The organism is Streptomyces sp. NPDC002671, assembly GCF_053592475.1.
Genome location: NZ_JBSFVU010000001.1, coordinates 517,043 through 540,238, shown reverse-complemented (window position 1 = coordinate 540,238; position 23,196 = coordinate 517,043). Strand labels below are relative to the sequence as shown.

20 protein-coding genes and 1 riboswitch are annotated in these 23,196 nt (G+C 71.7%); of the genes, 14 read left to right on the top strand and 6 right to left on the bottom strand.

Annotated features, from left to right (window positions below; translation table 11 throughout):
* Positions 1–103 precede the first annotated feature (103 nt).
* The 5 genes from ACWD35_RS02295 to ACWD35_RS02275 all read left to right on the top strand — a co-directional run bounded on the left by ACWD35_RS02295 (position 104) and on the right by ACWD35_RS02275 (position 4,660).
* The gene (locus ACWD35_RS02295) at positions 104–625 is read left to right on the top strand and encodes a DUF1453 domain-containing protein (RefSeq protein ID WP_451349226.1); all 522 of its coding nucleotides are present in this window, start codon (positions 104–106) and stop codon (positions 623–625) included.
* A complete protein-coding gene (locus ACWD35_RS02290) occupies positions 622–1,773 on the top strand; it encodes a sensor histidine kinase (protein WP_451349225.1) in 1,152 nt (383 codons plus the stop codon). Before ACWD35_RS02295 ends, ACWD35_RS02290 begins: the two co-directional genes overlap by 4 nt.
* Complete coding sequence (locus tag ACWD35_RS02285; protein WP_451349224.1) at positions 1,770–2,453, top strand: response regulator transcription factor; 684 nt, start codon at positions 1,770–1,772, stop codon at positions 2,451–2,453. The genes ACWD35_RS02290 and ACWD35_RS02285 overlap by 4 nt, the downstream gene beginning before the upstream one ends.
* A gap of 69 nt (positions 2,454–2,522) precedes the next feature.
* Positions 2,523–3,071 (top strand): DUF485 domain-containing protein, encoded by a 549-nt coding sequence (locus ACWD35_RS02280; RefSeq protein WP_451349223.1) that lies wholly within the window; start codon positions 2,523–2,525, stop codon positions 3,069–3,071.
* Positions 3,068–4,660, top strand: coding sequence for a solute symporter family protein (locus ACWD35_RS02275; RefSeq protein ID WP_451349222.1), 1,593 nt, complete (start codon positions 3,068–3,070; stop codon positions 4,658–4,660). Before ACWD35_RS02280 ends, ACWD35_RS02275 begins: the two co-directional genes overlap by 4 nt.
* 41 nt (positions 4,661–4,701) lie before the next feature.
* On the opposite strand, the gene ACWD35_RS02270 is transcribed toward ACWD35_RS02275, so the two are convergent.
* A complete protein-coding gene (locus tag ACWD35_RS02270; protein WP_451349221.1) occupies positions 4,702–5,394 on the bottom strand; it encodes a response regulator in 693 nt (230 codons plus the stop codon).
* A gap of 159 nt (positions 5,395–5,553) precedes the next feature.
* Between ACWD35_RS02270 and ACWD35_RS02265 the strand changes: the two genes are divergently transcribed.
* From ACWD35_RS02265 to ACWD35_RS02255, 3 genes are all read left to right on the top strand, one after another.
* Positions 5,554–6,369, top strand: a complete 816-nt coding sequence (locus ACWD35_RS02265; RefSeq protein ID WP_451349220.1) for an ABC transporter ATP-binding protein — start codon at positions 5,554–5,556, stop codon at positions 6,367–6,369.
* Complete coding sequence (locus ACWD35_RS02260; RefSeq protein WP_451349219.1) at positions 6,359–7,237, top strand: ABC transporter permease; 879 nt, start codon at positions 6,359–6,361, stop codon at positions 7,235–7,237. Before ACWD35_RS02265 ends, ACWD35_RS02260 begins: the two co-directional genes overlap by 11 nt.
* 87 nt (positions 7,238–7,324) lie before the next feature.
* Positions 7,325–8,386, top strand: a complete 1,062-nt coding sequence (locus tag ACWD35_RS02255) for an ABC transporter substrate-binding protein (protein WP_451349218.1) — start codon at positions 7,325–7,327, stop codon at positions 8,384–8,386.
* Between the two features lie 18 nt (positions 8,387–8,404).
* On the opposite strand, the gene ACWD35_RS02250 is transcribed toward ACWD35_RS02255, so the two are convergent.
* The 4 genes from ACWD35_RS02250 to ACWD35_RS02235 all read right to left on the bottom strand — a co-directional run bounded on the left by ACWD35_RS02250 (position 8,405) and on the right by ACWD35_RS02235 (position 13,161).
* The gene (locus ACWD35_RS02250) at positions 8,405–9,085 is read right to left on the bottom strand and encodes a response regulator (protein ID WP_451349217.1); all 681 of its coding nucleotides are present in this window, start codon (positions 9,083–9,085) and stop codon (positions 8,405–8,407) included.
* Positions 9,082–10,767, bottom strand: coding sequence for an ATP-binding protein (locus tag ACWD35_RS02245; RefSeq protein WP_451349216.1), 1,686 nt, complete (start codon positions 10,765–10,767; stop codon positions 9,082–9,084). Before ACWD35_RS02245 ends, ACWD35_RS02250 begins: the two co-directional genes overlap by 4 nt.
* A 93-nt stretch (positions 10,768–10,860) precedes the next feature.
* A complete protein-coding gene (locus tag ACWD35_RS02240; protein ID WP_451349215.1) occupies positions 10,861–11,808 on the bottom strand; it encodes a sucrase ferredoxin in 948 nt (315 codons plus the stop codon).
* A 96-nt stretch (positions 11,809–11,904) separates the two neighbouring features.
* The gene (locus tag ACWD35_RS02235) at positions 11,905–13,161 is read right to left on the bottom strand and encodes a citrate synthase (RefSeq protein ID WP_451349214.1); all 1,257 of its coding nucleotides are present in this window, start codon (positions 13,159–13,161) and stop codon (positions 11,905–11,907) included.
* Between the two features lie 121 nt (positions 13,162–13,282).
* Here ACWD35_RS02235 and ACWD35_RS02230 point away from each other — a divergent pair, with 121 nt between their 5' ends.
* Both ACWD35_RS02230 and ACWD35_RS02225 read left to right on the top strand, forming a co-directional pair.
* Positions 13,283–14,449, top strand: a complete 1,167-nt coding sequence (locus ACWD35_RS02230) for a citrate synthase (protein WP_451349213.1) — start codon at positions 13,283–13,285, stop codon at positions 14,447–14,449.
* Between the two features lie 64 nt (positions 14,450–14,513).
* Complete coding sequence (locus ACWD35_RS02225) at positions 14,514–15,605, top strand: CobW family GTP-binding protein (protein WP_451349212.1); 1,092 nt, start codon at positions 14,514–14,516, stop codon at positions 15,603–15,605.
* Here ACWD35_RS02225 and ACWD35_RS02220 read toward each other — a convergent pair.
* Complete coding sequence (locus tag ACWD35_RS02220) at positions 15,602–18,061, bottom strand: DNA gyrase/topoisomerase IV subunit A (protein ID WP_451349211.1); 2,460 nt, start codon at positions 18,059–18,061, stop codon at positions 15,602–15,604. The two genes, ACWD35_RS02225 and ACWD35_RS02220, sit on opposite strands and share 4 nt — an antisense overlap.
* Before the next feature lie 257 nt (positions 18,062–18,318).
* On the opposite strand from ACWD35_RS02220, the gene ACWD35_RS02215 reads away from it, so the two are divergent.
* From ACWD35_RS02215 to ACWD35_RS02200, 4 genes are all read left to right on the top strand, one after another.
* Positions 18,319–19,725 (top strand): M16 family metallopeptidase, encoded by a 1,407-nt coding sequence (locus tag ACWD35_RS02215; RefSeq protein ID WP_451349210.1) that lies wholly within the window; start codon positions 18,319–18,321, stop codon positions 19,723–19,725.
* Positions 19,722–21,110, top strand: coding sequence for a M16 family metallopeptidase (locus ACWD35_RS02210; RefSeq protein ID WP_451349209.1), 1,389 nt, complete (start codon positions 19,722–19,724; stop codon positions 21,108–21,110). Before ACWD35_RS02215 ends, ACWD35_RS02210 begins: the two co-directional genes overlap by 4 nt.
* Positions 21,111–21,345: 235 nt before the next feature.
* Positions 21,346–21,508, top strand: a riboswitch (cyclic di-AMP (ydaO/yuaA leader).
* A gap of 13 nt (positions 21,509–21,521) precedes the next feature.
* Positions 21,522–22,274, top strand: a complete 753-nt coding sequence (locus ACWD35_RS02205) for a M23 family metallopeptidase (protein WP_451349208.1) — start codon at positions 21,522–21,524, stop codon at positions 22,272–22,274.
* A 190-nt stretch (positions 22,275–22,464) separates the two neighbouring features.
* Complete coding sequence (locus ACWD35_RS02200) at positions 22,465–23,160, top strand: GntR family transcriptional regulator (protein WP_451349207.1); 696 nt, start codon at positions 22,465–22,467, stop codon at positions 23,158–23,160.
* The last annotated feature ends 36 nt before the right edge of the window (positions 23,161–23,196 follow it).

Genomic DNA, 23,196 nt, shown 5'->3' with positions numbered 1-23,196 from the left:
GTGGTCCACCCTGGATCCGATCCCCTGACCTGCGCGTTTCCGTAGCTTCGAAGGTGTCGGGAGCACTTGCTTCCGGCGTTCCCTTCCGCTCACGGAGGCTCTGATGTACGGGCTGGTCAGCGTGTTGACGACGGTGGCCGTCGTCGCCGTGGTGGTCGTCCGCCAGTTCCGCGCCCGCGCGATCACCAGCGGCCGGCGCTGGTGGCTGCTGCCCGGGATTCTCGCGGTCGTCGCCTTGCGTCAGCCCGGCATACTCGACGCCCACCACCGTGCTGCCTCGGCCGTGCTGCTCACCGTGGAGCTGCTGGTCAGTCTGGCGACCGGCGCGGGCTGGGCCTGGACCACCCGCATCTGGACGGAAGCGGACGGCGTCGTCTGGACCAAGGGCACCAAGGCCAGCCTCACCGTCTGGGCCGTCGGCATGGCCCTGCGCATCGGTGTCTTCGTCCTCGGCACCGCGTTCGGTGTGCACCAGGGCACCTCCGCCCTGACGCTCGGATTCGCCGGCACCCTGCTGGTCCGTGCGGCGATCCTGGCCTGGCGGGTCCGGTCGTCCGGCTCCGTGAGCGGTTCGGCAGCGGCGTACGGTGACGGCACGCGGTCGGCGCGGAAGGAGCACGTGTGACCGAGAACCGCTGGACCTGCTGGCCGTCGAGAGAGGCGCTCGGCCGCGCGGGAACGGCCCGGCCCCGGCGCATGCTCGCCTGGGCGGTCCGGCTCCTCGTGCTCGGGCTGCTGCTCTGGGGCGCCTTCACCCAGAACCACGTCGACACCTGGGGCGCGATCGCCGCCGCGGCGGGCGTCCTGCTGGCCGCCCTCGTCTCCTGGGCCTTCTTCCGCACCACCTATGAACACCGGCTGGTGCCCTCCCTGATACTCATCTCCGTCCTGCTGGCCATCGCGGTCGCGGCCCAGGCGACGGGGTTCAAGGGACCGGCCCTGGTGATCTGGTGCGGCTGCGGAGTCTCCGCCCTGGAGCGGCTGCCGCTCGCGGCTGCCCTGCCCGTGACGTCGGTGGCGCTGGCCTCGTACTCCGCCTCCAACAACGACGTCTGGCTGACCACCGCCGCCACCGTGGCGGGCATGGCCCTCGCCGGGTACGTCCTGCGGCTGGACGCGGAGGCCCGGGGCAACGCGCAGCGGCTGCTCGCCCAGGAGCGGGCCGCGCGGGTGGCCGAGGCGGAGTCGGCGGCCCTGGCCGAACGCGCGCGGATCGCCCGCGAGATCCACGACGTGCTGGCCCACAGCCTCTCGGCGCAGCTCGTGCACCTGGAGGCGGCCCGGCTGCTCATTGAGCGCGGCGCCGACCGGGAGCAGATCCTGGAGCGGGTCGTGGCCGCCCGGGGCATGGCCCGCGACGGTCTCGCCGAGACCAGGCAGGCACTGTCCGCGCTACGCGGCGAACTGACGCCGCTGGAGGACTTCCTGACCGAACTCGTCAGCGGAGCCGACGGTGCCGAGGTCACCGTCACGGGTGAGCGCAGACCCCTGCCGGCCGAGGCCTCCCAGACCGTGCGCCGGGTCGCACAGGAGGCGCTGACGAACGTCCGCAAGCACGCCCACGGCGCCAAGGTCAGGCTGCGGCTCGACTACAGCGAGCACGAAGTGACCCTGAACGTAAGGGACTCCGGAGGTCAGCCGGGTGAACTCGCCGGGTCCGGCGGCGGGTACGGTCTGCTGGGGATGCGGGAGCGGGCCGAACTGCTGGGCGGTTCGCTGGACGCGGGACCGGACGAGGAAGGGTTCATGGTGACGTTGAAGGTGCCCGTATGACGGAGCCGGAGGGGGAGAAGAAACCCGCACGCGTGGTGGTCGCCGACGACCAGACCGTGGTCCGGGAAGGCATCGTCATGCTGCTCGGACTGCTGCCCGGCGTCGAGGTCGTGGGAGCTGCGGGAGACGGCGAGGAGGCGGTGCGGCTGGTCGGGGAACTCGCCCCGGACGTGGTCCTGATGGACCTGCGCATGCCCCGCTGCGACGGTGTGGAGGCCACCCGGCGGATCCGGGCGCGGTACCCCGGAACCCAGGTCGTGGTGCTCACCACCTTCGCGGACGACGAGTCCCTGTTCCCGGCGCTGCACGCGGGAGCCCGTGGATACCTCACGAAGGACGCCAGCGGGGAGGAGATCGTGCGCGCCGTGGAGAGCGTCCTGTCGGGAGAGGCCGGACTGTCCCCGAGTGTCCAGCGCAGGCTGCTGGAACGGCTGTCGGAGCCCGAGCCCCGGCCGCCCGCCACCGAGTCGCCCGACGGGCTGACCGCGCGGGAGACCGAGGTCCTGGTGCTGATCGCCGAGGGTCTCAGCAACCAGGAGATCGCCCGCAAGCTGCACGTCTCCACCGCGACCGTGAAGACACACATCAACAACCTGTTCGCCAAGACGGGCCTCAAGGACCGGGCGCAGGCGGTGCGTTACGCCTACGGAAAGGGGCTGGTGCGGCCACCCGCGGGGTGAGTCACCTGATGGGGTGAAGAGCTGCGGGAAGAAGAGTCGGGGATCTTCCCGGTCTGTCCATCCTTGGGCATGCAGTCAAGCAACGGCCGTGCCCGCGGAGCCGGGGACGGTCCCGAGAGTTCGGCCGAGCGCCAGGAAGACCACACTGCGAGCCCTCACGAGGCGAGGTACGAGGACCCGTGGTACGACGCGCTGGCCTCAGGCTGGGGCGAGCTGGACGGCACCGGCGCTCCTGCCCCAGTTGTGCCGCCCGCGCGCGGGGAACGGGACGCAGCGGCCGTACGCGCCCGCGACGTGTACGTCGAGGTGCAGCGCAGCGCGGCCTTCCAGGAAGTGCGCAGCCGCTACCGGAGGTTCGTGGTGCCGGGCGTCGCCGCCTTCCTCGTCTGGTACGTGGGCTACGTGGTCACCGCGACGGCCGCGCCCGGACTCATGGCCAGGCCCGTGGCCGGGGCGGTGAATGTGGGGATGCTCGCGGGGCTCGGGCAGTTCCTCACCACCTTCCTGCTCACGTGGGCCTACGCCCGGCACGCGCGGCTGCGCCGGGACCGGGCCGCCCTGGAGCTGCGCTGGGACACCCAGGAACTGACCCGCGGAGTCCAGGGAGGCGCCTCGTGACCGGCCACCATCAGACACTCGCCCTGGTGCTGTTCAGCGGGTTCGTGGCCCTCACCCTGGGGATCACGACCTGGGTCAGCCGCAGGCGGCACGGTTCGGCGGAGGAGTTCTACGCCGGCGGACGGCTGTTCTCCCCGATGGAGAATGGTTTTGCCATCGCGGGTGACTACATGTCGGCCGCCTCCTTCCTCGGTGTCACGGGGCTCATCGCGCTGTACGGCTACGACGGGATGCTGTATGTCGTGGGCTTCCTCGTGGCCTGGCTGGTCGTGCTGTTCCTGGTGGCCGAACTGGTACGCAACTGCGGGCGGTTCACCCTCGCCGACGTGGTGGCGGCACGGATGAGCGAGCGGCCGGTGCGGATCGCGGCGGGAACTTCCTCGGTCACCGTGTCCGTTCTGTATCTGGTGGCGCAAATGGTGGGCGCGGGCAGCCTGGTGGCGCTGCTGCTGGGGCGGACGGGCGGGGCGGCCCAGGCCTGGGCGGTCGTCGGGGTCGGCGCACTCATGGTGATCTATGTGACGTTGGGAGGGATGCGGGCCACGACGTGGATCCAGATCGTGAAGGCGGTGCTGCTGCTCAGCGGGACCATCGTGCTGACCGTGCTCGTCCTCGTCCGGTTCCACGGGGACGTTGACCGGCTGCTGGTCACGGCCGCGGGGCGCAGCGGGCACGGGGACGCGTTCCTGGCGCCCGGGCTGAAGTACGGCGGGAGCTGGACCGCACGCTTCGACTTCATCAGCCTGGGGCTCGCGCTCGTGCTGGGCACGGCGGGACTGCCGCACATCCTGTCGCGCTTCTACACCGTGCCGACCGCGAAGGCGGCCCGGCGCTCGGCCGTGTGGTCCATCGGGCTGATCGGCGGCTTCTACCTGATGACGATCGTCCTCGGGTTCGGTGCGGCGGCGCTCGTGGGACCGGAGGCCGTACGCGGCTCGAACGCGGCCGGGAACACCGCTGTCCCGCTGCTCGCCCTCGACCTGGGAGGCGGCGCCGGATCCACCGGTGGAACGGTTCTGTTCGCCGTCGTCGCCGCCGTGGCCTTCGCGACCATCCTCGCGGTCGTCGCCGGGATCACGCTCGCCTCCTCCGCCTCCGTGGCCCACGACCTGTACGCCTCGCTGCGGCGCCGCCACGCCAAGGCGCGCAGCGAGGTGGCGGTGGCCCGCATCGCGGCGGCCGGTATCGGCGTCGTCGCGATCGCGCTCGGCCTGCTGGCCCGCGATCTCAACGTCGCCTTCCTGGTCGGGCTCGCCTTCGCCGTCGCCGCGTCCGCGAACCTGCCCGTCCTGCTGTACTCGCTCTTCTGGCGCGGCTTCACCACGCGCGGCGCGGTGTGGGCCGTGTACGGCGGGCTGATCCCGGCGCTGGGACTGGTGCTGCTCTCCCCGGTGGTGTCCGGCAGCCCCGGCTCGCTGTTCCCGGACGTCGACTTCCAGTACTTCCCCTTGCAGAACCCCGGCATCGTCTCCATCCCGCTAGGCTTCCTCGCCGGCTGGCTGGGCACGGTCACCTCGGACGAGGTCGCCGACGAGGCCAAGTACGCGGAAACCGAGGTGCGGTCACTCACCGGGGCGGGAGCCGTGTAGCCGACGGCACCCGCACGGCCGTAGCGCCGCGCAGGCACCGCCTAGGGCGCCACCCAGGCGTACCGGTGCTCCGGGCGGCCGGTGTCGCCGTACTTCAGGGAGAGGCGGAGGCGGCCCGCCTGTTCCAGGTGGCGCAGGTAGCGCTGGGCCGTGGAGCGACTCAGGCCCGTCCGGACGGCCACCTCGTGGGCGGACAGCGGCTGGCCGGCGCGGTGCAGGACGCCGCAGATCAGGTCCGTCGTGGGCTCCGAGTGACCGCTGGGCGGCCCCGGCGCGGGCGGCGCCGGGGCCGTGCGCAGGGCGCCGAAGATCCGGTCGACCTGCTCCTGGCCGGTCAGGCCGCGCCCGGCCACCCGGTCGACCGTCCGGCACAGGGCCGCGTAGGAGTCCAGCCGACTGCGCAGGGCGGCGAAGGTGAAGGGTTTGACCAGGTAATGCAGGGCGCCCAGGCGCATCGCCCGCTGCACCGTGGCCACATCGCCCGCGGCCGTGATCATGATGACGTCGGTGCCGTGGCCCTGCTCCCGCATGCGGTGGACGAGTTCGAGACCGGTCTGGTCCGGCAGGTAGTGGTCGAGCAGCACCAGGTCGATGCCACCGCGTTCGACGGCGGCCAGGGCCTGGCCAGCGCTGTGCGCGCGGGCGGTCACCCGGAAGCCGGGAACCTTTCCCACGTACTTGGCGTTTATCTCAGCGACGCGGAAGTCGTCGTCGACCACCAGGACGTCAATCATCGGGCCTCTCCTTCAAGGCCGACGAGCGTTAAGCCCGTGTTACGTGCTCCGCAGTTGTAGCGCGAGCAAAATGAGCACAACAGATGCTTGCGAGCAAAAGAACGGCTAGTGCTCACAAGACTGCTGCTGTGGCGGGGGCCACATCTACCGTCCCGGGCCATGAGCGCAGACACCAGCCCCGCCATCGAGCTACGGGGCGCCAGCAAAACCTTCAGGACCCCGTCCGGGGCTCTGCACACCGCCGTGCGTGGCCTGAACCTCACCGTCCGGCGCGGCGAGTTCGTGGCCGTCGTGGGGCCGACCGGCTGCGGGAAGTCCACCACGCTGACCCTGGTCAGCGGCCTGGAGGAGCCCACCGAGGGCGAGGTGCTGGTGGCCGGCGAGCCGGTCGACGGCGTCGGCGACAAGGTCGGCTTCGTCTTCCAGCAGGACGCCACCTTCCCTTGGCGGACGGTCCTGTCCAACGTCATGGCCGGCCCGCGGTTCCGGGGCGTGCCCAAGGCGGAGGCCAAGCAGAAGGCCCGCGAGTGGCTGGCCCGGGTCGGCCTCGCCGCCTTCGAGGACCGCTACCCGCACCAGCTCTCCGGCGGCCAGCGCAAGCGCGTCGCCCTCGCCGCCACGTTCGTCAACGACCCCGAGATCCTGCTGATGGACGAGCCGTTCTCGGCGCTCGACGTGCAGACCCGGGCGCTGATGTCGGACGAGCTGCTGGAGCTGTGGGAGGGGACGGGCGCCTCCGTCGTCTTCGTCACCCACGACCTGGAGGAGTCCATCGCGCTGGCCGACAAGGTCGTCGTGATGACCGCCGGGCCCGCGACCGTCAAGCAGGTCTTCGACATCGACCTGCCCCGCCCGCGCAAGGTCGAGTCGGTGCGCCTGGAGCCGCGGTTCATCGAGATCTACCGCGAGATCTGGGAGTCCCTCGGCGAAGAGGTCCGCATCACCCGTGAGAGGGGTGCCGCGCATGTCGCCTGAGGTCATGCCCGAGGCCCAGGTCGCACTGACCATGACCGAGCCCGGCAACAAGACGAACCGTACGTACTCGCGCGCGCGTGCCGCCCGTAGACGCAGGATCGTCGTCTCGGCCGCCCGTGCCGTGCTCCTGGTCGCCTTCCTCGGCCTGTGGGAGGGGCTGTCCCGGGCCAAGGTCATCGATCCGTTCAACTTCTCGATGCCCTCGAAGATCTGGGACCAGATCTGGACCTGGGTGATGCACGGCACCGCGCTCGGTTCCCTCGGCGACCAGATCTGGGCCACGCTCCACGAGGCGCTCCTCGGCTGGGTGCTCGGCGTGGTCGCCGGTGTCGTGTTCGGCATCGCCCTGGGGCGGATCAGCTTCCTCGCCGACGTCCTTGGTCCATACATCAAGGTGCTCAACTCAATACCCAGGATCGTCCTTGCCCCGATCTTCGTGATCTGGTTCGGACTCGGCCCCGCCTCCAAGGTCGCGTCGGCCGTCGTGCTGGTGTTCTTCCCGGTGTTCTTCAACGCCTTCCAGGGCGCCCGCGAAGTCGACCGCAACCTGGTCTCCAACGCCCGGATCCTCGGTGCGAGCGACCGCAGGGTGACGCTCCAGGTCGTCATCCCGTCGGCCACCTCGTGGATCTTCACCAGCCTCCATGTCAGCTTCGGCTTCGCCCTCATCGGCGCCATCGTCGGCGAGTACATCGGCGCGACCAAGGGCATCGGCCTGCTCGTCGCGCAGTCGCAGGGCACCTTCAACGCGGCCGGTGTGTACGCCGCGATGGTCATCCTCGCCGTCGTCGCGCTCGTCGCCGAAGGGCTGCTCACCTTCGCCGAGCGCCGCATCTTCCGCTGGAAGCAGTCGGGTTCCGGCAGCTGAGCCACAGCTGCCCCCCGATCCACCCCCGATCCACCCGCGTTGCACTCCCCTTTCCCGCACCGCCCCCTCACAAGGACGTGAACCGCCATGCGCAAGTCCGTCAGATACACCACCCTGGCCGCCGCCGGCCTGCTCGCCCTCTCTTCCCTCACCGCCTGTGCCAATGACGCGGCGAGCACCGCCTCCGCCGGCTCCGGCAGCAAGGGCGACGGCAAGGGGACGAAGGTCAAGATCATGGTCGGCGGCCTGGACAAGGTCATCTACCTGCCCGCGATGCTCACCCAGCGGCTCGGCTACTTCGACACCGAGGGTCTCGACGTGGAGCTGCTGAGCGAGCCGGCCGGCGTCCAGGCCGAGACCGCGCTCGTCTCCGGGCAGGTCCAGGGGGCCGTCGGCTTCTACGACCACACGCTGGACCTGCAGACGAAGGGCAAAGCCGTCGAGTCCGTCGTGCAGTTCTCGCACGCCCCCGGAGAGGTCGAGGTCGTCTCCACCAAGGCGGCGGGCGACATCACCTCGCCCAAGGACTTCAAGGGCAAGAAGCTGGGCGTGACGGGCCTGGGCGCCTCGACCGACTTCCTGACCAAGTACCTCGCCGTCAAGAACGGTGTGAACGTCAGCGAGTTCACGCCGGTCGCCGTCGGGGCTGGACCGACCTTCATCTCGGCGCTCCAGAAGGGCGCGATTGACGCCGGCATGACGACCGACCCGACCGTCGCCACGATCCTGAGCAAGAAGGCGGGCAAGGTCCTCCTCGACATGCGCACCCCCGAGGGTTCGCAGGCGGCGCTGGGCGGGCCGTACCCGTCGTCCAGTCTTTACATGCAGACGGACTGGGTGAACGGACACAAGGAGACCGTCCAGAAGCTGGTCAATGCATTCGTCAAGACGCTCACGTGGATGTCCACCCACAGCGCGGACGAGATCGCGGCCAAGATGCCCGCCGACTACTCCCAGGGCGACAAGGCGCTCTACGCCGAGGCGATCAAGAGCACGCTGCCGATGTTCACCAAGGACGGCGTGATGCCCGCGGGCGGCCCCGAGACCGTCGAGAAGGTCCTCAAGGCGTTCAACCCCAACATCAAGAACGCCGACGTGGACCTGAGCAAGACGTACACGACCGAGTTCGTCGACAAGGCCACCAAGTGACCGCTCGCTGAAGCGCGCTCAGACACGGGTCGCCCACACGTAACGGTGTTCCGGGCGGCCCGCGTCGCCGTATTTCAGGGTCAGCCGGGCCCTTCCGGTGCGCTCCAGGAGCTTCAGATAGCGCTGGGCGGTCTGCCGGCTCACCCCGGTCCGCTCGGCGATCTCCTGGGCGGACAGCGGCCCTTCCGCGGTCATCAGCGCCTGGCGCACCAGCCCGGCCGTCGTGGGGGAGTGCCCCTTGGGCAGCCCCGGCTCCGACGGTGCGGACAGGGCGCCGAAGATGCGGTCCACCTCGGCCTGTTCGGCCTCACCGCCGCCGTCCAGGGTGCGGCGCAGCTGCGCGTACGCCTCCAGCTTGGCACGCAGCCCGGCGAAGGCGAACGGTTTCACCAGGTACTGCAGGGCCCCGTGCCGCATGGCGGCCTGGACGGTCGACACGTCCCGTGCCGCCGTCACCATGATCACGTCGGTCTGGTGGCCGCGCCGGCGCATCTCCCGGACGACGGCGAGACCGGTGTCGTCGGGCAGGTAGTGGTCCATGAGGACCAGGTCGAGACGCGGCAGCGTCTCCAACTGCCGCAGTGCCTCGGCCGCGTTGTGCGCCTCGCCCGCCACGTGGAAGCCGGGCACCTTCTCGACGTAGGCGGCGTTGACCCGGGCGACCCGCGTGTCGTCGTCCACGACCAGGACCTCGATCATCGCGCCTCCCCCTCGCCGACGGCCGCAGGCGCGGCACCGGCCGACGCCGGTTGCGGTCCGGGCTCGGTCAGTGCGTCGGTCAGCGCCTCGGGCAGGACGACGGTGAACTCCGCGCCCCCGCCGTCCGCGGCGCCCACGGACGCGCTCCCGCCCTGCCGTTCGGCGAGCCGGCGCACCAACGAGAGCCCGATGCCCCGCTTGCCGTGCGCGGGCGGCTTCTTGGTGGACCACCCCTCCGTGAAGACCAGCTCCCGCTGGTCCTCGGGGATCCCGGGTCCGGTGTCGCGCACCCTGAGGACGACCGTGCGGCCCTCCGTACGCAATTCGACCTCCACGCGCGCGTGCGGAGTTCCGGCGACCGCGTCGAGCGCGTTGTCCACGAGGTTGCCGACGACCGTGACCAGCCCCCGCGGGTCGATCAGCCGGTCCGGCAGCCGGGTGCGCTCCGACACCCACAGCGCCACGACCCGCTCGGCCGCCACGGTCGCCTTGCCGACCAGCAGGGCGGCCAGCAGCGGGTCCTGGATCTTCTCCGTGACCTGCTCGGCGGTGACCCGGTGGTCGCCGACCACCTCGCCGACGAACTCGACGGCGTCGTCGTACATCTCCAGCTCCAGCAGCCCGAGCAGGGTGTGCATGCGGTTGGCGTGCTCGTGGTCCTGGGCGCGCAGGGCGTCGATCAGGCCGCGCGTGGAGTCGAGTTCGCGGCCCAGCTGCTCCAGCTCGGTGCGGTCGCGCAGCGTGGCCACGGCGCCGCCGTCGTCCGTGGGCATGCGGTTGGCGACCAGGACCCGCTGCCCGCGCACGGTCAGCAGATCGGTGCCGGTGACCCGCCCGGCCAGCACGTCCGTCGTACGCCCCGGGCCCAGCCCCTCGTCCGGGGTCAGCCCCACGGCCTCGTCGCCGATGCCCAGCAGCCGTCGGGCCTCGTCGTTGAGCAGGCGGATCCGGCCCGCGCGGTCGAACGCGACCACGCCCTCCCGGATGCCGTGCAGCATCGCCTCGCGCTCCGCGAGCAGCGCCGAGATGTCGGAGAAGGCCAGGTCCCGGGTCTGCCGCTGCACCCTGCGGGAGATCAGCCAGGCCGCCAGCGCGCCCACCGCGAGAGCGGCTCCGGCGTACGCGAACAGCCCCGGGATGGCGCTGATCAGCCGCGCCCGCACGCTGTCGTAGGCGATGCCGACGGAGACCGCCCCGATGATCCGGTGCTCGGCGTCGTACAGCGGCACCTTGCCGCGCGCCGAGCGGCCCAGGGTGCCGTTGTCGATCTCCATGACCTCCTTGCCCTCCAGGGCGTCGTGGGGGTCGGTGGAGACCTCGTGGCCGATCTCGCTCGGGGTGGGGTGCGACCAGCGGATCCATCCCGGGTCCAGCACCACGATGTACTCCGCGTGGGTGGCGTGCCGGATCCGCTCGGCCTCCCGCTGCACCGGGCCGTCCTTCGTCGGCGGGGTGTGCTGGATGCCCTCGGCGATCTGCGGGTCCTGGGCCGTGGTCTGCGCGATGGCCAGCGCGCGGCGCATCGCCTCCTGGTCCAGCTGCCTGCTCAGCGGCGCCAGGAACAGCCCGGTGGCGAGCACCGCGACTCCCGCGGCGATCGCCACCTGCATCAGCAGTACCTGGGAGAACACCCGCCGGGGCAGACCGAGGCGCAGCCGGCGCGCGGGGGGAGTGGGGCTCATGCCGACGACGGTACGTGGGCGGGCGGACATGCCCCAGGGCTGTGTGGCGTGGATCTCTTGACCAGTTCTTGGGAAACCCGGCCGCGCCCGGTGTCAGCTCGCCAGTGCCGTCGTCCGCGTCGGCAGTTCGCGTACGGCCACCACGTCCATGTGCGCCGGAGCGCCGAGCACCGTCGCGCCGCAGCTCTCCGGGCGTGGCGGCAGCGACATGACCTGCGCCACGGTGACCCGCCACCGGCGGCCGTCGGTGTGGGCGACGGTGACCTGCCGGTGCGAGGCATCGCCCTCGGTGCGGACGACGCTCAGCACGCCCGCCCGGTACTCGCCCGCGGCCGAGCGGACGGCCAGCTCGGCCGCCTGGCCGGGCCGGTCCCAGGCGGAGCACCCACGGCAGTCCTCGACGACCACGCGCCCCTCCTGGACGCCGTGCAGGGCCTCCTTGATGGTGTGGGCCTCCGCGCGGCCGTAGGCGTAGCCGTACGGCAGGACGAGCACCGTCGGCGCGAACCGATGACCACCCAGATGGGTGACCTCCCAGACGCCGCGCACGCCGGACGCGCACAGCTCGGCGGCGAGGGGGCGGCCCAGGAGGGCGCAACAGCGGTCGCGCTTGCCGTTGGTGCACACCAGCGCCAGCGGGTCGCCCCGGTGCGGCCGTCCGTCGAGGGCCGCACCGAAGGAACGGTGGTCGCCCGCTCCGAGGGCGGCGAAGTCGAGGTCCAGCAGCCGCTCCGGATCCCGGGTGGTGGCGGCGTGCAGCCAGACGTTCCCGGGGACCGTGTGGGCCGCGTACACGTGGCGTTCCGAGGGCGTGCCCGGGTCGGCGTGGCGTCCGGGGCGCCGGATGAGTGCGATGCGCACGCCGGTGCCCTCCGCGGCGGCCTCCAGCGCGCGGCCCAGCGCCGGGTCCAGGTGGCTCGAAGTGAGCGCCTTGGCACCCCAGGGGCCGGGCTGTTCCAACAGCAGCCACGTCGTCGCCGTGGCCGCCGTACCGGAAACGGGCTCGTCGAAGCCCCGGGAGACCGTCGCGCACCTACTCACAGAGGCGAGCCTAACCTGACTTTCCCCAGGGCGACTTCCGGCCGGTGCTGTGTCCTGGTCCGGGAGCATGTGTCCCGGTCCGGGAATGGCGGCTTCCTACTCGGGGAGCGGCTGCGGGGGGCGCGGGCCGACGTAGTGGCCGCTGGGGCGCATGCGCAGGGGGCGCTCGCCGTACTCCTCCAGGGCGTGCGCGATCCAGCCCGCCGTGCGCGCCACGGCGAAGATCGTCTCGCCGGCCGTGGCGGGCATGCCGGAGGAGACCGTGAACACGGCCAGGGCCAGGTCGACGTTGGCGTGCAGCGGGGTGTGCCGGGCGGTCGTGGCGACGATGTCGCGGGCCGCGAGCAGGGCGGACTCCGCGTGCGGGACCTGCTCCAGGAGGCCGAACAGCACCCGTGCGCGCGGGTCCTCGCCCGGGTAGAGCCGGTGGCCGAGCCCGGGGATCCGGCGGCCGGCGCGCAGCTCGTCCGCGATCACCGGGACAGCGGTGCCCTGGTCGAGCACGTCCAGCAGCATCCGGTGGGCCAGGCCGCTGGCCGCGCCGTGCAGCGGGCCCTCCAGGACCCCGAGTCCGGCCGAGACGGCCGCGTACGCGTGCGCGCGGGCCGAGGCGGCGACCCGTACCGCGAGCGTGGAGACGGCCAGGTCGTGGTCGGCGAGCAGGGCGAGCGCGGTGTCCAGGACGCGCAGGGAGGCCTCGTCGGCGGGGCGGCCGGTCAGCCGGCCCCACAGGCGGTGAGCGAGCGGGCCCTCGTCCTTGTGGTCGTGGCGGACGGGCGGCAGCGCGGCCACGAGTGTCGGGATCAGGGTGCGTGCCGTGCCCAGCACAGCCTCTTCGGACAGGTCGAAGCGCAACGGGTCCTCGGCCGCCGCGGCGATCGCCGCAACCCGCAGCCGGTCCGTGGGCGTGGTGTGCTCGGGCAGGGCGTTCACCGCGCGGCGGGCCGCCTTGACGGTGGCCGCGGGCGCTGTGAAGGCCGCGCCGGGGGCCGGCCGGCCCGTCCACAGCCACTCCGCGACCTCTTCGTAGGGGTGTCGGGCGGCCAGCTCGGTGGCGTCGACGCCCCGGTAGTAGTAGCGGTCCTTCTCGATCAGCGTGATGCGGGTCCGTACGGACAGCTCGCCGCCGGAGCCCGAAGTCCCCGCGGCCTCACGCCGGTTGCGCCGGGCGAGGGCCTCCACCTCCTGCACGTCGAAGGTGCTGGCCCGGCCGCCGGGTTCGCGCCTGCTGCCGAGCAGGCCACGGCTGACGTAGGCGTACACCGTCTCGGGCTTCACACCGAGGAGTTCAGCGGTCTCCTTGGTGGTCAGCCTTCGCCCGGGACGGCCGGAAGCGGGTTCGTGATCGCGCATGGGGGTCACCGTAGCGGTCTCTGCACACCTGGATGGCTGCATGTACTGATATTGATCGGATCAATATTGACACGCAATGAGTCAAACATGGACAGTCGGATCAAGTCCAGGGAGGAACAACATGTCCATCAACAGGACCGCGAACCCGCTCGTCGACGTCCCGCGCGGCCTCGCGGGCGTCGTCGTCACCGACACCGAGATCGGTGACGTCCGGGGGCGCGAAGGCTTCTACCACTACCGTCAGTACTCCGCCGTAGAACTCGCGCGGAGCCGAGGCTTCGAGGACGTCTGGCACCTCCTGGTGCACGGCGCGCTCCCCGACGCGGAACGCCGCGCCGCGTTCACAGCCGAGACCGCGGCGCTGCGCCGGCTGCCCGCGGACGTCCGCGCCGCCCTGCCCGCGATCGCCGCCGCCAGCCGCACCTCCGGACCGCTGGCCGGGCTGCGCACCGCCCTCTCCCTGCTCGGCGCCGCACAGGGATTCCGTCCGGTCTACGACATCGACGCCGATCGGCGCCGCGCCGACACCGTCGCCGCCTGCGCGGCCGTCCCCACGCTGCTGACCGCGCTGTACCGGCTCGGACAGGGGCTCGAACCCGTCGAGCCGCGCGAGGACCTCTCGTACGCGGCCAACTACCTCTACATGCTCACCGGCGAGGAACCCGACCCGCGGCGGGCCCGTGCGGTCGAGCAATACCTGATCTCAACCATTGATCACGGATTCAATGCGTCAACCTTCACCGCACGCGTCATCGCGTCCACCGGCGCCGACGTCGCGGCCTGCCTGACCGGTGCCGTCGGCGCGCTCTCCGGGCCGCTGCACGGAGGGGCGCCGAGCCGGGCGCTGGACACGCTGGACGCGATCGGCACGCCCGACCGGATCGACCCCTGGATACGGCAGCGGGTGCTCGCCGGTGACCGCATCATGGGCTTCGGACACGCCATCTACCGCACGGAGGACCCCCGTTCGCGCATGCTGCGCGAGATCGCCCTCGGCTTCGGCGGGCCGCGCGTCGGCTTCGCGGTCGAGGTCGAACGCCGGGTCGAGGCGATCCTCGCCGAGCTGAAGCCCGGCCGCGAACTGCACACGAACGTCGAGTTCTACGCCGGCGTGGTCATGGAACTGTGCGGGCTGCCCCGCGAGATGTTCACCCCGACCTTCGCGGCGGCACGGGTGGTCGGCTGGAGCGCCAACATCCTGGAACAGGCGGCGGACTCGAAGATCATCCGCCCGGTCGCCCGCTATGTCGGACCGGAGCCGCCGGTGGCGGTACCGGCTCAGCCGTGAGCCGGCCCCGGGGCGCCGCTCTTATCCTGGTCCGGCCGTAGGTCCACGTAAGAGAGGGCGCCCGTTGGGCAACAGCCGCACCCCACAGCAGATCCCGGTCGTCGTCATCGCCGGGTTCCTCGGCTCCGGGAAGACGACGCTCCTCAACCACCTCCTGCACCGCAGCGGAGGCAGCCGCATCGGGGCGATCGTCAACGACTTCGGGGCCATCGAGATCGACGCCATGGCGGTCGCGGGCGCCCTCGGCGACTCGACCGTCTCCCTCGGCAACGGCTGCCTGTGCTGCGCCGTCGACGCAAGCGAACTCGACGTCTACCTGGAGCGGCTCGCCGCGCCCGTCGCCGGCATCGACGTCATCGTCATCGAGGCCAGCGGGCTCGCCGAGCCCCAGGAGCTGGTCCGGATGGTGCTGGCCAGCGAGCATCCGGGGATCGTCTACGGCGGCCTCGTGGAGGTCGTCGACGCGGCCGAGTTCGACGACACCCGCGCCAGGCACCCCGAGATCGACCGGCATCTCGCCCTCGCCGACCTCGTCGTCGTCAACAAGCTCGACCGGGCGGACGACCCCGACCGCGTCCTCGGGCTCGTCCGCTCGCTCACCGACCACGCCGCCGTCGTCCCCGCGACCTACGGCCGCATCGATCCGGAGTTCCTCTTCGACTGCAGGCCGAGCGAGGAGCGGATCGGGCAGCTGTCCTTCGACGACCTCCACGAACACACCGCGGACGACAGCCACGCCGGTCACCTGCACACCGGCTACGACAGCCTGCCCTTCACCTCCGACGTGCCCATGGATCCCCGCACGCTCATGCGGTTCCTGGACAGCCGGCCCGAGGGGCTGTACCGGATCAAGGGGTACGTCGACTTCGGGCCGCACGACACCCGCAACCGGTACGCCGTGCACGCCGTCGGCCGGTTCCTGCGCTTTTATCCGGAGCCCTGGGGCCCGGCCGACGCCCGCCTCACCCAGCTCGTGCTGATCGGCTCCGGCATCGACCCGGAGGCGCTGAACAAGGAGCTGGAGGCGGGCAGGAACGACGCCCCGCACGCCGACGAGCACGGCATGTGGGGCGTCCTGCGCTACGTCCAGGGCGCCGAGGAAGAGCCCGACGCGGAGACGTACGGAACCTGGAACACCGGCCTGGAACCGGCCTAGAACACCGGTCCCGCGACCACCGACACCGTCTTCGCCAGCGACGTGCCCGAACCGTCCCGGCGCGGGTCCAGCTCCGGCAGCTCCGCCGGAGTGCCGTTCTTCTGCGCCGCACGTGCCGGGACGGGGCCCGCCCAGCCCAGCGACAGGCAGTCCTCGCCCTTCAGGAACCGCTGGCAGCGCACGCCGCCGGTGGCCCGGCCCTTGCGCGGGTACTGGTCGAACGGCGTCAGCTTCGCCGTCGTCTGCACGGAGTCGTCCAGCGTGCCGCGCGAGCCCGCCACCGTGAAGACCACCGCGTCGGCCGCCGGGTCGATCGCCGTGAACGAGATGACCTTGGCGCCCTCGGTGAGCTTGATGCCCGCCATACCGCCCGCCGGACGGCCCTGCGGGCGCACGATGGACGCCTGGAAGCGCAGCAGCTGCGCGTCGTCGGTGATGAAGACCAGGTCCTCCTCGCCGGTGCGCAGCTCCACCGCGCCGACGATCCGGTCGCCGTCCTTGAGCGTGATGACCTCCAGCTCGTCCTTGTTGGACGGGTAGTCGGGCACCACGCGCTTGACGACGCCCTGCTCGGTGCCGAGCGCCAGGCCCGGCGAGGACTCGTCCAGCGTGGTCAGGCAGACCACCGTCTCGTCGTCCTCCAGGGAGACGAACTCCGCGAGCGGGGCCCCTCCGGCGAGGTTCGGCGCCGTCGCGGTCTCGGGCAGCTGAGGCAGGTCGACCACGTTGATCCGCAGCAGCCGGCCCGCCGAGGTCACCGCGCCGACCTCGCCGCGCGCGGTCGCCGGAACCGCCGAGACGATCACGTCGTGCTTGACCCGCCGCGCGTCCGCCTCCTCGGCGAACGGCTCGGCGGTCGACGTACGGGCCAGCAGCCCCGTCGAGGACAGCAGCACCCGGCACGGGTCGTCGGCCACCTGGAGCGGCACGGTGGCCGCCGAAGCGCCCCCGGCCTCCAGCAGGACCGTACGCCGGTCGGTCCCGAACTGCTTGGCGACGGCCGCCAGTTCGGCCGAGACCAGCTTGCGCAGCTCCGTGTCGGAATCCAGGATCCGGGTCAGCTCCTCGATCTCCGCGGTGAGCTTGTCCTTCTCCGCCTCCAGCTCGATGCGGTCGTACTTGGTGAGCCGGCGCAGCGGCGTGTCGAGGATGTACTGCGTCTGCACCTCGCTCAGCGAGAAGCGCTCCATCAGGCGCTCCTTGGCCTGCGCGGAGTTCTCGCTGGACCGGATCAGCCGGATGACCTCGTCGATGTCGACCAGCGCGGTGAGCAGGCCCTCCACCAGGTGCAGCCGGTCACGCCGCTTGGTGCGCCGGAACTCGCTGCGGCGCCGCACGACGTCGAAGCGGTGGTCGAGGTAGACCTCCAGCAGCTCCTTGAGGCCGAGGGTGAGCGGCTGGCCGTCCACCAGGGCCACGTTGTTGATGCCGAAGGACTCCTCCATCGGGGTCAGCTTGTAGAGCTGCTCCAGGATGGCCTCCGGCACGAAGCCGTTCTTGATCTCGATGACCAGGCGCAGGCCGTGCTCGCGGTCGGTGAGGTCCTTGACGTCGGCGATGCCCTGGACCTTCTTCGCGTTGACCAGGTCCTTGATCTTCGCGATCACCTTCTCCGGACCGACCGTGAACGGCAGTTCGGTGACGACCAGGCCCTTGCGGCGGGCGGTCACGGCCTCGATCGAGACCGTCGCGCGGATCTTGAAGGTGCCGCGGCCGTTGGCGTACGCGTCCCGGATGCCGTCCAGGCCGACGATCCGGCCGCCGGTGGGCAGGTCGGGGCCCGGGACGTGCTTCATCAGCGCGTCCAGGTCGGCGTTCGGGTACCTGATCAGGTGGCGGGCCGCCGCGATGACCTCGCGCAGGTTGTGCGGCGGCATGTTCGTCGCCATGCCGACCGCGATGCCCGAGGAGCCGTTGACCAGCAGGTTCGGGAAGGCAGCCGGCAGCGCCACCGGCTCCTGCTCCTGGCCGTCGTAGTTCGGCGTGAAGTCGACCGTGTCCTCGTCGATCGACTCGGTCATCAGGCTCGTCGCCTCGGCCATCCGGCACTCCGTGTACCGCATGGCGGCCGGCGGGTCGTCGTTGCCCAGCGAGCCGAAGTTGCCGTGGCCGTCCACCAGCGGCACGCGCATGGAGAAGGGCTGCGCCATACGCACCAGGGCGTCGTAGATCGACGCGTCGCCGTGCGGGTGCAGTTTGCCCATGACCTCGCCGACGACGCGGGCGCACTTCACATAGCCCCGGTCGCGGCGCAGGCCCATCTCGTTCATCTGGTACACGATCCGGCGGTGCACCGGCTTGAGACCGTCACGGGCGTCCGGCAGGGCGCGCGAGTAGATGACCGAGTACGCGTACTCGAGGTAGGAGCCACGCATCTCGTCGACGACGTCGATGTCGAGGATCCTCTCCTCGAACGAGTCGTCGGGCGGCGGGGTCTTCGTGCTGCGGCGGGCCATCGCTGCCTGGCTCCTTGCTGAAGCGATTGACGGATCTGACGCGGACCATTGTGGACCGCGGCACTGACAACATGGTCCGCGACCCGGTGGCAACGTGGTCCACGGCCCGGTCCCCACGCGCGACGCAGGCTACGTGATCCGCTGTGGGCGTACGTCCGGCGGGAACTTCGCCGCCGCTGCGCACGCTTGCATACAGTGGCAGGACCGGCAGGAAAACCGCGGTTTCGACGACCGCCTCCGCTCGCGAAGGGACGTACATGCCCATGGGTCACACGACCACAGCCGAGGCAGGCTCCGGAGGCCTGACAGCGACCGAGCACCGCCTGGCCAACGGTCTGCGCGTGGTGCTCTCCGAGGACCACCTGACCCCGGTGGCGGCGGTCTGCCTCTGGTACGACGTCGGCTCGCGCCACGAAGTCAAGGGACGTACCGGTCTGGCTCACCTTTTCGAGCACCTGATGTTCCAGGGCTCCGGTCAGGTGAAGGGCAACGGCCACTTCGAACTGGTCCAGGGTGCCGGCGGCTCGCTCAACGGCACCACCAGCTTCGAGCGCACCAACTACTTCGAGACCATGCCCGCCCACCAGCTGGAGCTCGCGCTGTGGCTGGAGGCCGACCGCATGGGCTCGCTGCTCGCGGCCCTGGACGACGAGTCCATGGAGAACCAGCGGGACGTCGTCAAGAACGAGCGCCGCCAGCGCTACGACAACGTGCCCTACGGCACCGCCTTCGAGAAGCTGACCGCCCTCGCCTACCCGGAGGGCCACCCCTACCACCACACGCCGATCGGCTCGATGGCGGACCTGGACGCGGCCACCCTGGAGGACGCCCGCCAGTTCTTCCGCACCTACTACGCCCCCAACAACGCGGTGCTCTCCGTGGTCGGCGACATCGACCCCGTGCAGACCCTCGCCTGGATCGAGAAGTACTTCGGGTCCATCCCCGCGCACGACGGCAAGCCCGCGCCGCGCGACGGCTCCCTGCCGGACGTCATCGGCGGGCAGCTGCGCGAGGTCGTCGTGGAGGAGGTCCCGGCGCGCGCCCTGATGGCCGCCTACCGGCTCCCGCACGACGGCACGCGCGCGTGCGACGCGGCCGACGTGGCCCTGACCGTCCTCGGCGGCGGCGAGTCCTCCCGCCTGTACAACCGGCTGGTGCGCCGCGACCGTACGGCCGTGGCGGCCGGCTTCGGCCTGCTGCGCCTGGCCGGCGCCCCCTCGCTGGGCTGGCTGGACGTGAAGACCTCCGGTGACGTCGAGGTGCCGGTCATCGAGACCGCCATCGACGAGGAGCTGGCCCGGTTCGCCGAGGAGGGCCCCACGCCCGAGGAAATGGAGCGCGCCCAGGCGCAGTTGGAGCGCGAGTGGCTGGACCGGCTCGGCACGGTCTCCGGCCGCGCCGACGAACTGTGCCGGTTCGCCGTCCTGTTCGGCGACCCGCAGCTCGCCCTCACCGCCGTCCAGCGCGTCCTGGCGGTGACCCCGGAGGAGGTCAAGGAGGTCGCCCAGGCCCGCCTGCGCCCCGACAACCGCGCGGTCCTCGTCTACGAGCCGCTGTCCGCCGAGTCGGCCCAGCACACCGAGGAGGCCGGGCGCGGCGAGGACCCGGAGCAGGAAGCGACCGTAGAGGCCGGCAACGAGAACGACGAGGAGACGGCCAAGTGACCGAGCTCGCCACGATGGACTTCCACCCCCAGCCGCAGGCCGGCGAGGCCAAGCCCTGGGCGTTCCCGGCCCCCGAGCGCGGCACGCTGGACAACGGCCTGACCGTGCTGCGCTGCCACCGCCCCGGCCAGCAGGTCGTCGCCGTCGAGGTGCTGCTGGACGCGCCCCTGGACGCCGAGCCGGCCGGCCTGGACGGCGTCGCCACGATCATGGCGCGGGCCTTCTCCGAGGGCACCGACAAGCACTCCGCCGAGGAGTTCGCCGCCGAGCTGGAGCGGGCCGGCGCCACGCTGGACGCGCACGCCGACCACCCCGGCGTCCGGCTCAGCCTGGAGGTCCCGGCCTCCCGCCTGGCCAAGGGCCTCGGCCTGCTCGCCGACGCCCTGCGCGCGCCCGCCTTCGCCGAGAGCGAGGTCGAGCGGCTGGTCCGCAACCGCCTGGACGAGATCCCGCACGAGCTGGCCAGCCCCGCCCGCCGGGCCGCCAAGGAACTCTCCAAGGAGCTGTTCCCGGCCACCTCGCGCATGTCCCGACCGCGCCAGGGCACCGAGGAGACGGTCGAGAAGATCGACGCGGCGGCCGTCCACGCCTACTACGACCGCCATGTGCGCCCCGTCACGGCCACCGTGGTCGTGGTCGGCGACCTCACCGGCACGGACCTGGACGAGCTGCTCGGCGACACCCTGGGCGCCTGGACGGGCACCCCGGGCAGCCCGCGGCCCGTGCCGCCGGTCAGCGCCGACGACACCGGGCGCGTGGTCATCGTGGACCGGCCCGGTGCCGTGCAGACGCAGCTGCTCATCGGCCGGATCGGCCCCGACCGGCACGACCGCGTGTGGCCCGCCCAGGTGCTCGGCACCTACTGCCTCGGCGGCACCCTCACCTCCCGCCTGGACCGCGTCCTGCGCGAGGAGAAGGGCTACACCTACGGCGTGCGCTCCTTCGGGCAGGTGCTGCGCTCCGCCCCGGACGGCACGGGCGCCTCGATGCTCGCCATCAGCGGCTCCGTGGACACCCCGAACACCGGCCCCGCGCTCGAGGACCTGTGGACGGTGCTGCGCACGCTCGCGGCGGAGGGCCTGACCGACGCCGAGCGGGACGTCGCCGTGCAGAACCTCGTCGGGGTCGCGCCGCTGAAGTACGAGACCGCGGCGGCCGTCGCGGGCACCCTGGCCGACCAGGTCGAGCAGCACCTGCCCGACGACTTCCAGGCCGCGCTCTACCGGCAGCTCGCCGCCACCGGCACCGTGGAGGCCACGGCGGCGGTCGTGAACGCCTTCCCGGTGGACCGTCTGGTGACGGTCCTCGTCGGTGACGCGGCCCAGATCAAGGAACCGGTCGAGGCGCTCGGCATCGGCGAAGTCACGGTCGTGGCGGCCGAGTAGAGCCCGGGCGCACGCACGCGGGAATGGGGCCCCGGCGACTTACGGGTCGTCAGGGCCCCACGCCTGTTCACCGGCTGCTCCCCAGCCGCTCCCCAGATGTCCGAATTGGGGCGGAGGTTGCCTGTCTGGCCTGTGGGATGCGCTACAAAAGCCCGGATCCGTTTGGGCGGGGAAAGCCACCCCCCGTAGCGTCGTGCGGGCTGTCCGTCAGGCAGTGCGCCGCACCCGCGGCACCGGACAGCCATCGCCGAGTCCCCATACGGCGCGAGCCAGGGGAGCCGGGGACCCACACGTCCCCTGGGGTGAATCGGACTCCCGCGCGTGCGCGAGGGAGTCCGTAGGAGACCTTCCTCCTCCGAACCCGTCAGCTAACCCGGTAGGCGAGCAGGGAAGGAAAGGACCAGCCACTTCATGGCGTTCATGTGCGCCACCGGGAAGCACCGCAAGCCCGGCCGGGTCAAGCGCACCACCGCTCAGGCGGCCGGCGTCGCGGCCCTGACCACCGGCGTCATCGGCACCCTCGCGGCCACCCCGTCGCTCGCCGCCGAGAACTCCGTCGAGCAGACCGGCCTCACCCCGGTCATCACCGTGAGCGACGAGATCGCCGAGCAGATCGACGCGCAGGCCACCGCGCAGCAGCAGGCCGCCGAGCGGAAGGCGGCCGAGCAGGCCGCGGCCAAGGCCGCCGCCGAGCGGGCGAAGGAGGAGCGCGAGGCCAAGGCGCGCGCCGCCCGCGCGGCCGAGCGCAAGCGCCTGAACGCCTTCGTGCTGCCGATCGCGAACTCCTACGTCTCCACGGGCTACCACGCCAGCAGCTCCCTGTGGTCCTCCGGCTCCCACACCGGCATCGACTTCCACGCGGCCAGCGGCACCCCCGTGCACGCGGTCGGCCTCGGCACCGTCGTCTCCACCGGCTGGGGCGGCGCGTACGGCAACCAGATCGTGATCCGGATGGCCGACGGCATGTACACCCAGTACGGCCATCTGTCGTCCATCGGCGTCGGCGTGGGCCAGCAGGTCGTCCCGGGCCAGCAGATAGGCCTGTCCGGCGCGACCGGCAACGTCACCGGCCCACACCTCCACTTCGAGGCCCGCACGACCCCGGAGTACGGCTCGGACGTCGACCCCGTCGCCTACCTCCGCCAGCACGGCCTGAACGTCTGACGCACTCATCGCGAAGCCCCGGCTCACCGAGCCGGGGCTTTCGTCGTTTTTCGCGGCGTCCGAGGTGCCCGCTGACCAAAAAATATCCATGGATTCCGGGCCGCCGTCGGAAATTCCCGCTCATTGCAATAGAGTCACGGAACATGCGTCCATCGTCGACGTTTCACGGGGATTAAGACGGAGGTCGGTCATGCGTATTCCGGCGCACTCGGTGTGCACGGCGATCCGGGACGACATCGTGGCCGGTGTCTACGAGCGCGGCAGCCGCCTCACCGAGGAAGTTCTGGCCCGCCGCTACGGCGTCTCGCGCGTCCCCGTCCGCGAGGCCCTGCGCACCCTGGAGGCCGAGGGCTTCGTGGTGACCCGCCGACACGCGGGCGCGTGTGTCGCCGAGCCGACCGAGCGGGAGGCCGCCGACCTGCTGGAGATGCGCATGCTCCTGGAGCCGCTCGGCGCCTCACGGGCCGCCCAGCGGCGCACGGAGGCCCATCTGAAGGTGCTGCGCGGCCTGGTGCGGCTGGGCCAGGAGCGGGCCAGGCAGGGCGGCAGCGAGGAACTGCGCTCGCTGGACGGCTGGTTCCACGAGACGCTCGCCCAGGCCGCGGGCAGCCACTCGCTGACCTCGACGCTCACCCAGCTGCGGCACAAGATCGCCTGGATGTACGCGGTTCGGGCTCCGGTCGGCCCGGTGGAGTCCTGGGCCGAGCATGGCGTCATCGTGGACGCGGTGGCGCGCGGCGACAGCGAGCGCGCGCGGGCGGTCACGGCCCTGCACACCGAGCGCGCGGTGGGCGCGCACCGGCTGCGGTTCGCCTCCGGCGGGGACCGCGCGGAGCGTGTGAGGGACTCGCAACATGCCGTAAACACAGCGAGCCCGCGGCATTAACACGGGCGCCGTATACAAAGAGGGGATATTCGGCGG

Coding starts and splice junctions, on each gene's coding strand:
- ACWD35_RS02250 (WP_451349217.1), bottom strand. CDS start 9,085: ATGATCGAGGTCCTGGTCGTGGACGACGACACGCGGGTCGCCCGGGTC.
- ACWD35_RS02205 (WP_451349208.1), top strand. CDS start 21,522: ATGGCGTTCATGTGCGCCACCGGGAAGCACCGCAAGCCCGGCCGGGTC.
- ACWD35_RS02220 (WP_451349211.1), bottom strand. CDS start 18,061: ATGGCCCGCCGCAGCACGAAGACCCCGCCGCCCGACGACTCGTTCGAG.
- ACWD35_RS02270 (WP_451349221.1), bottom strand. CDS start 5,394: ATGATTGACGTCCTGGTGGTCGACGACGACTTCCGCGTCGCTGAGATA.
- ACWD35_RS02285 (WP_451349224.1), top strand. CDS start 1,770: ATGACGGAGCCGGAGGGGGAGAAGAAACCCGCACGCGTGGTGGTCGCC.
- ACWD35_RS02215 (WP_451349210.1), top strand. CDS start 18,319: ATGCCCATGGGTCACACGACCACAGCCGAGGCAGGCTCCGGAGGCCTG.
- ACWD35_RS02235 (WP_451349214.1), bottom strand. CDS start 13,161: ATGCGCGATCACGAACCCGCTTCCGGCCGTCCCGGGCGAAGGCTGACC.
- ACWD35_RS02255 (WP_451349218.1), top strand. CDS start 7,325: ATGCGCAAGTCCGTCAGATACACCACCCTGGCCGCCGCCGGCCTGCTC.
- ACWD35_RS02265 (WP_451349220.1), top strand. CDS start 5,554: ATGAGCGCAGACACCAGCCCCGCCATCGAGCTACGGGGCGCCAGCAAA.
- ACWD35_RS02295 (WP_451349226.1), top strand. CDS start 104: ATGTACGGGCTGGTCAGCGTGTTGACGACGGTGGCCGTCGTCGCCGTG.
- ACWD35_RS02200 (WP_451349207.1), top strand. CDS start 22,465: ATGCGTATTCCGGCGCACTCGGTGTGCACGGCGATCCGGGACGACATC.
- ACWD35_RS02230 (WP_451349213.1), top strand. CDS start 13,283: ATGTCCATCAACAGGACCGCGAACCCGCTCGTCGACGTCCCGCGCGGC.
- ACWD35_RS02280 (WP_451349223.1), top strand. CDS start 2,523: ATGCAGTCAAGCAACGGCCGTGCCCGCGGAGCCGGGGACGGTCCCGAG.
- ACWD35_RS02260 (WP_451349219.1), top strand. CDS start 6,359: ATGTCGCCTGAGGTCATGCCCGAGGCCCAGGTCGCACTGACCATGACC.
- ACWD35_RS02245 (WP_451349216.1), bottom strand. CDS start 10,767: ATGAGCCCCACTCCCCCCGCGCGCCGGCTGCGCCTCGGTCTGCCCCGG.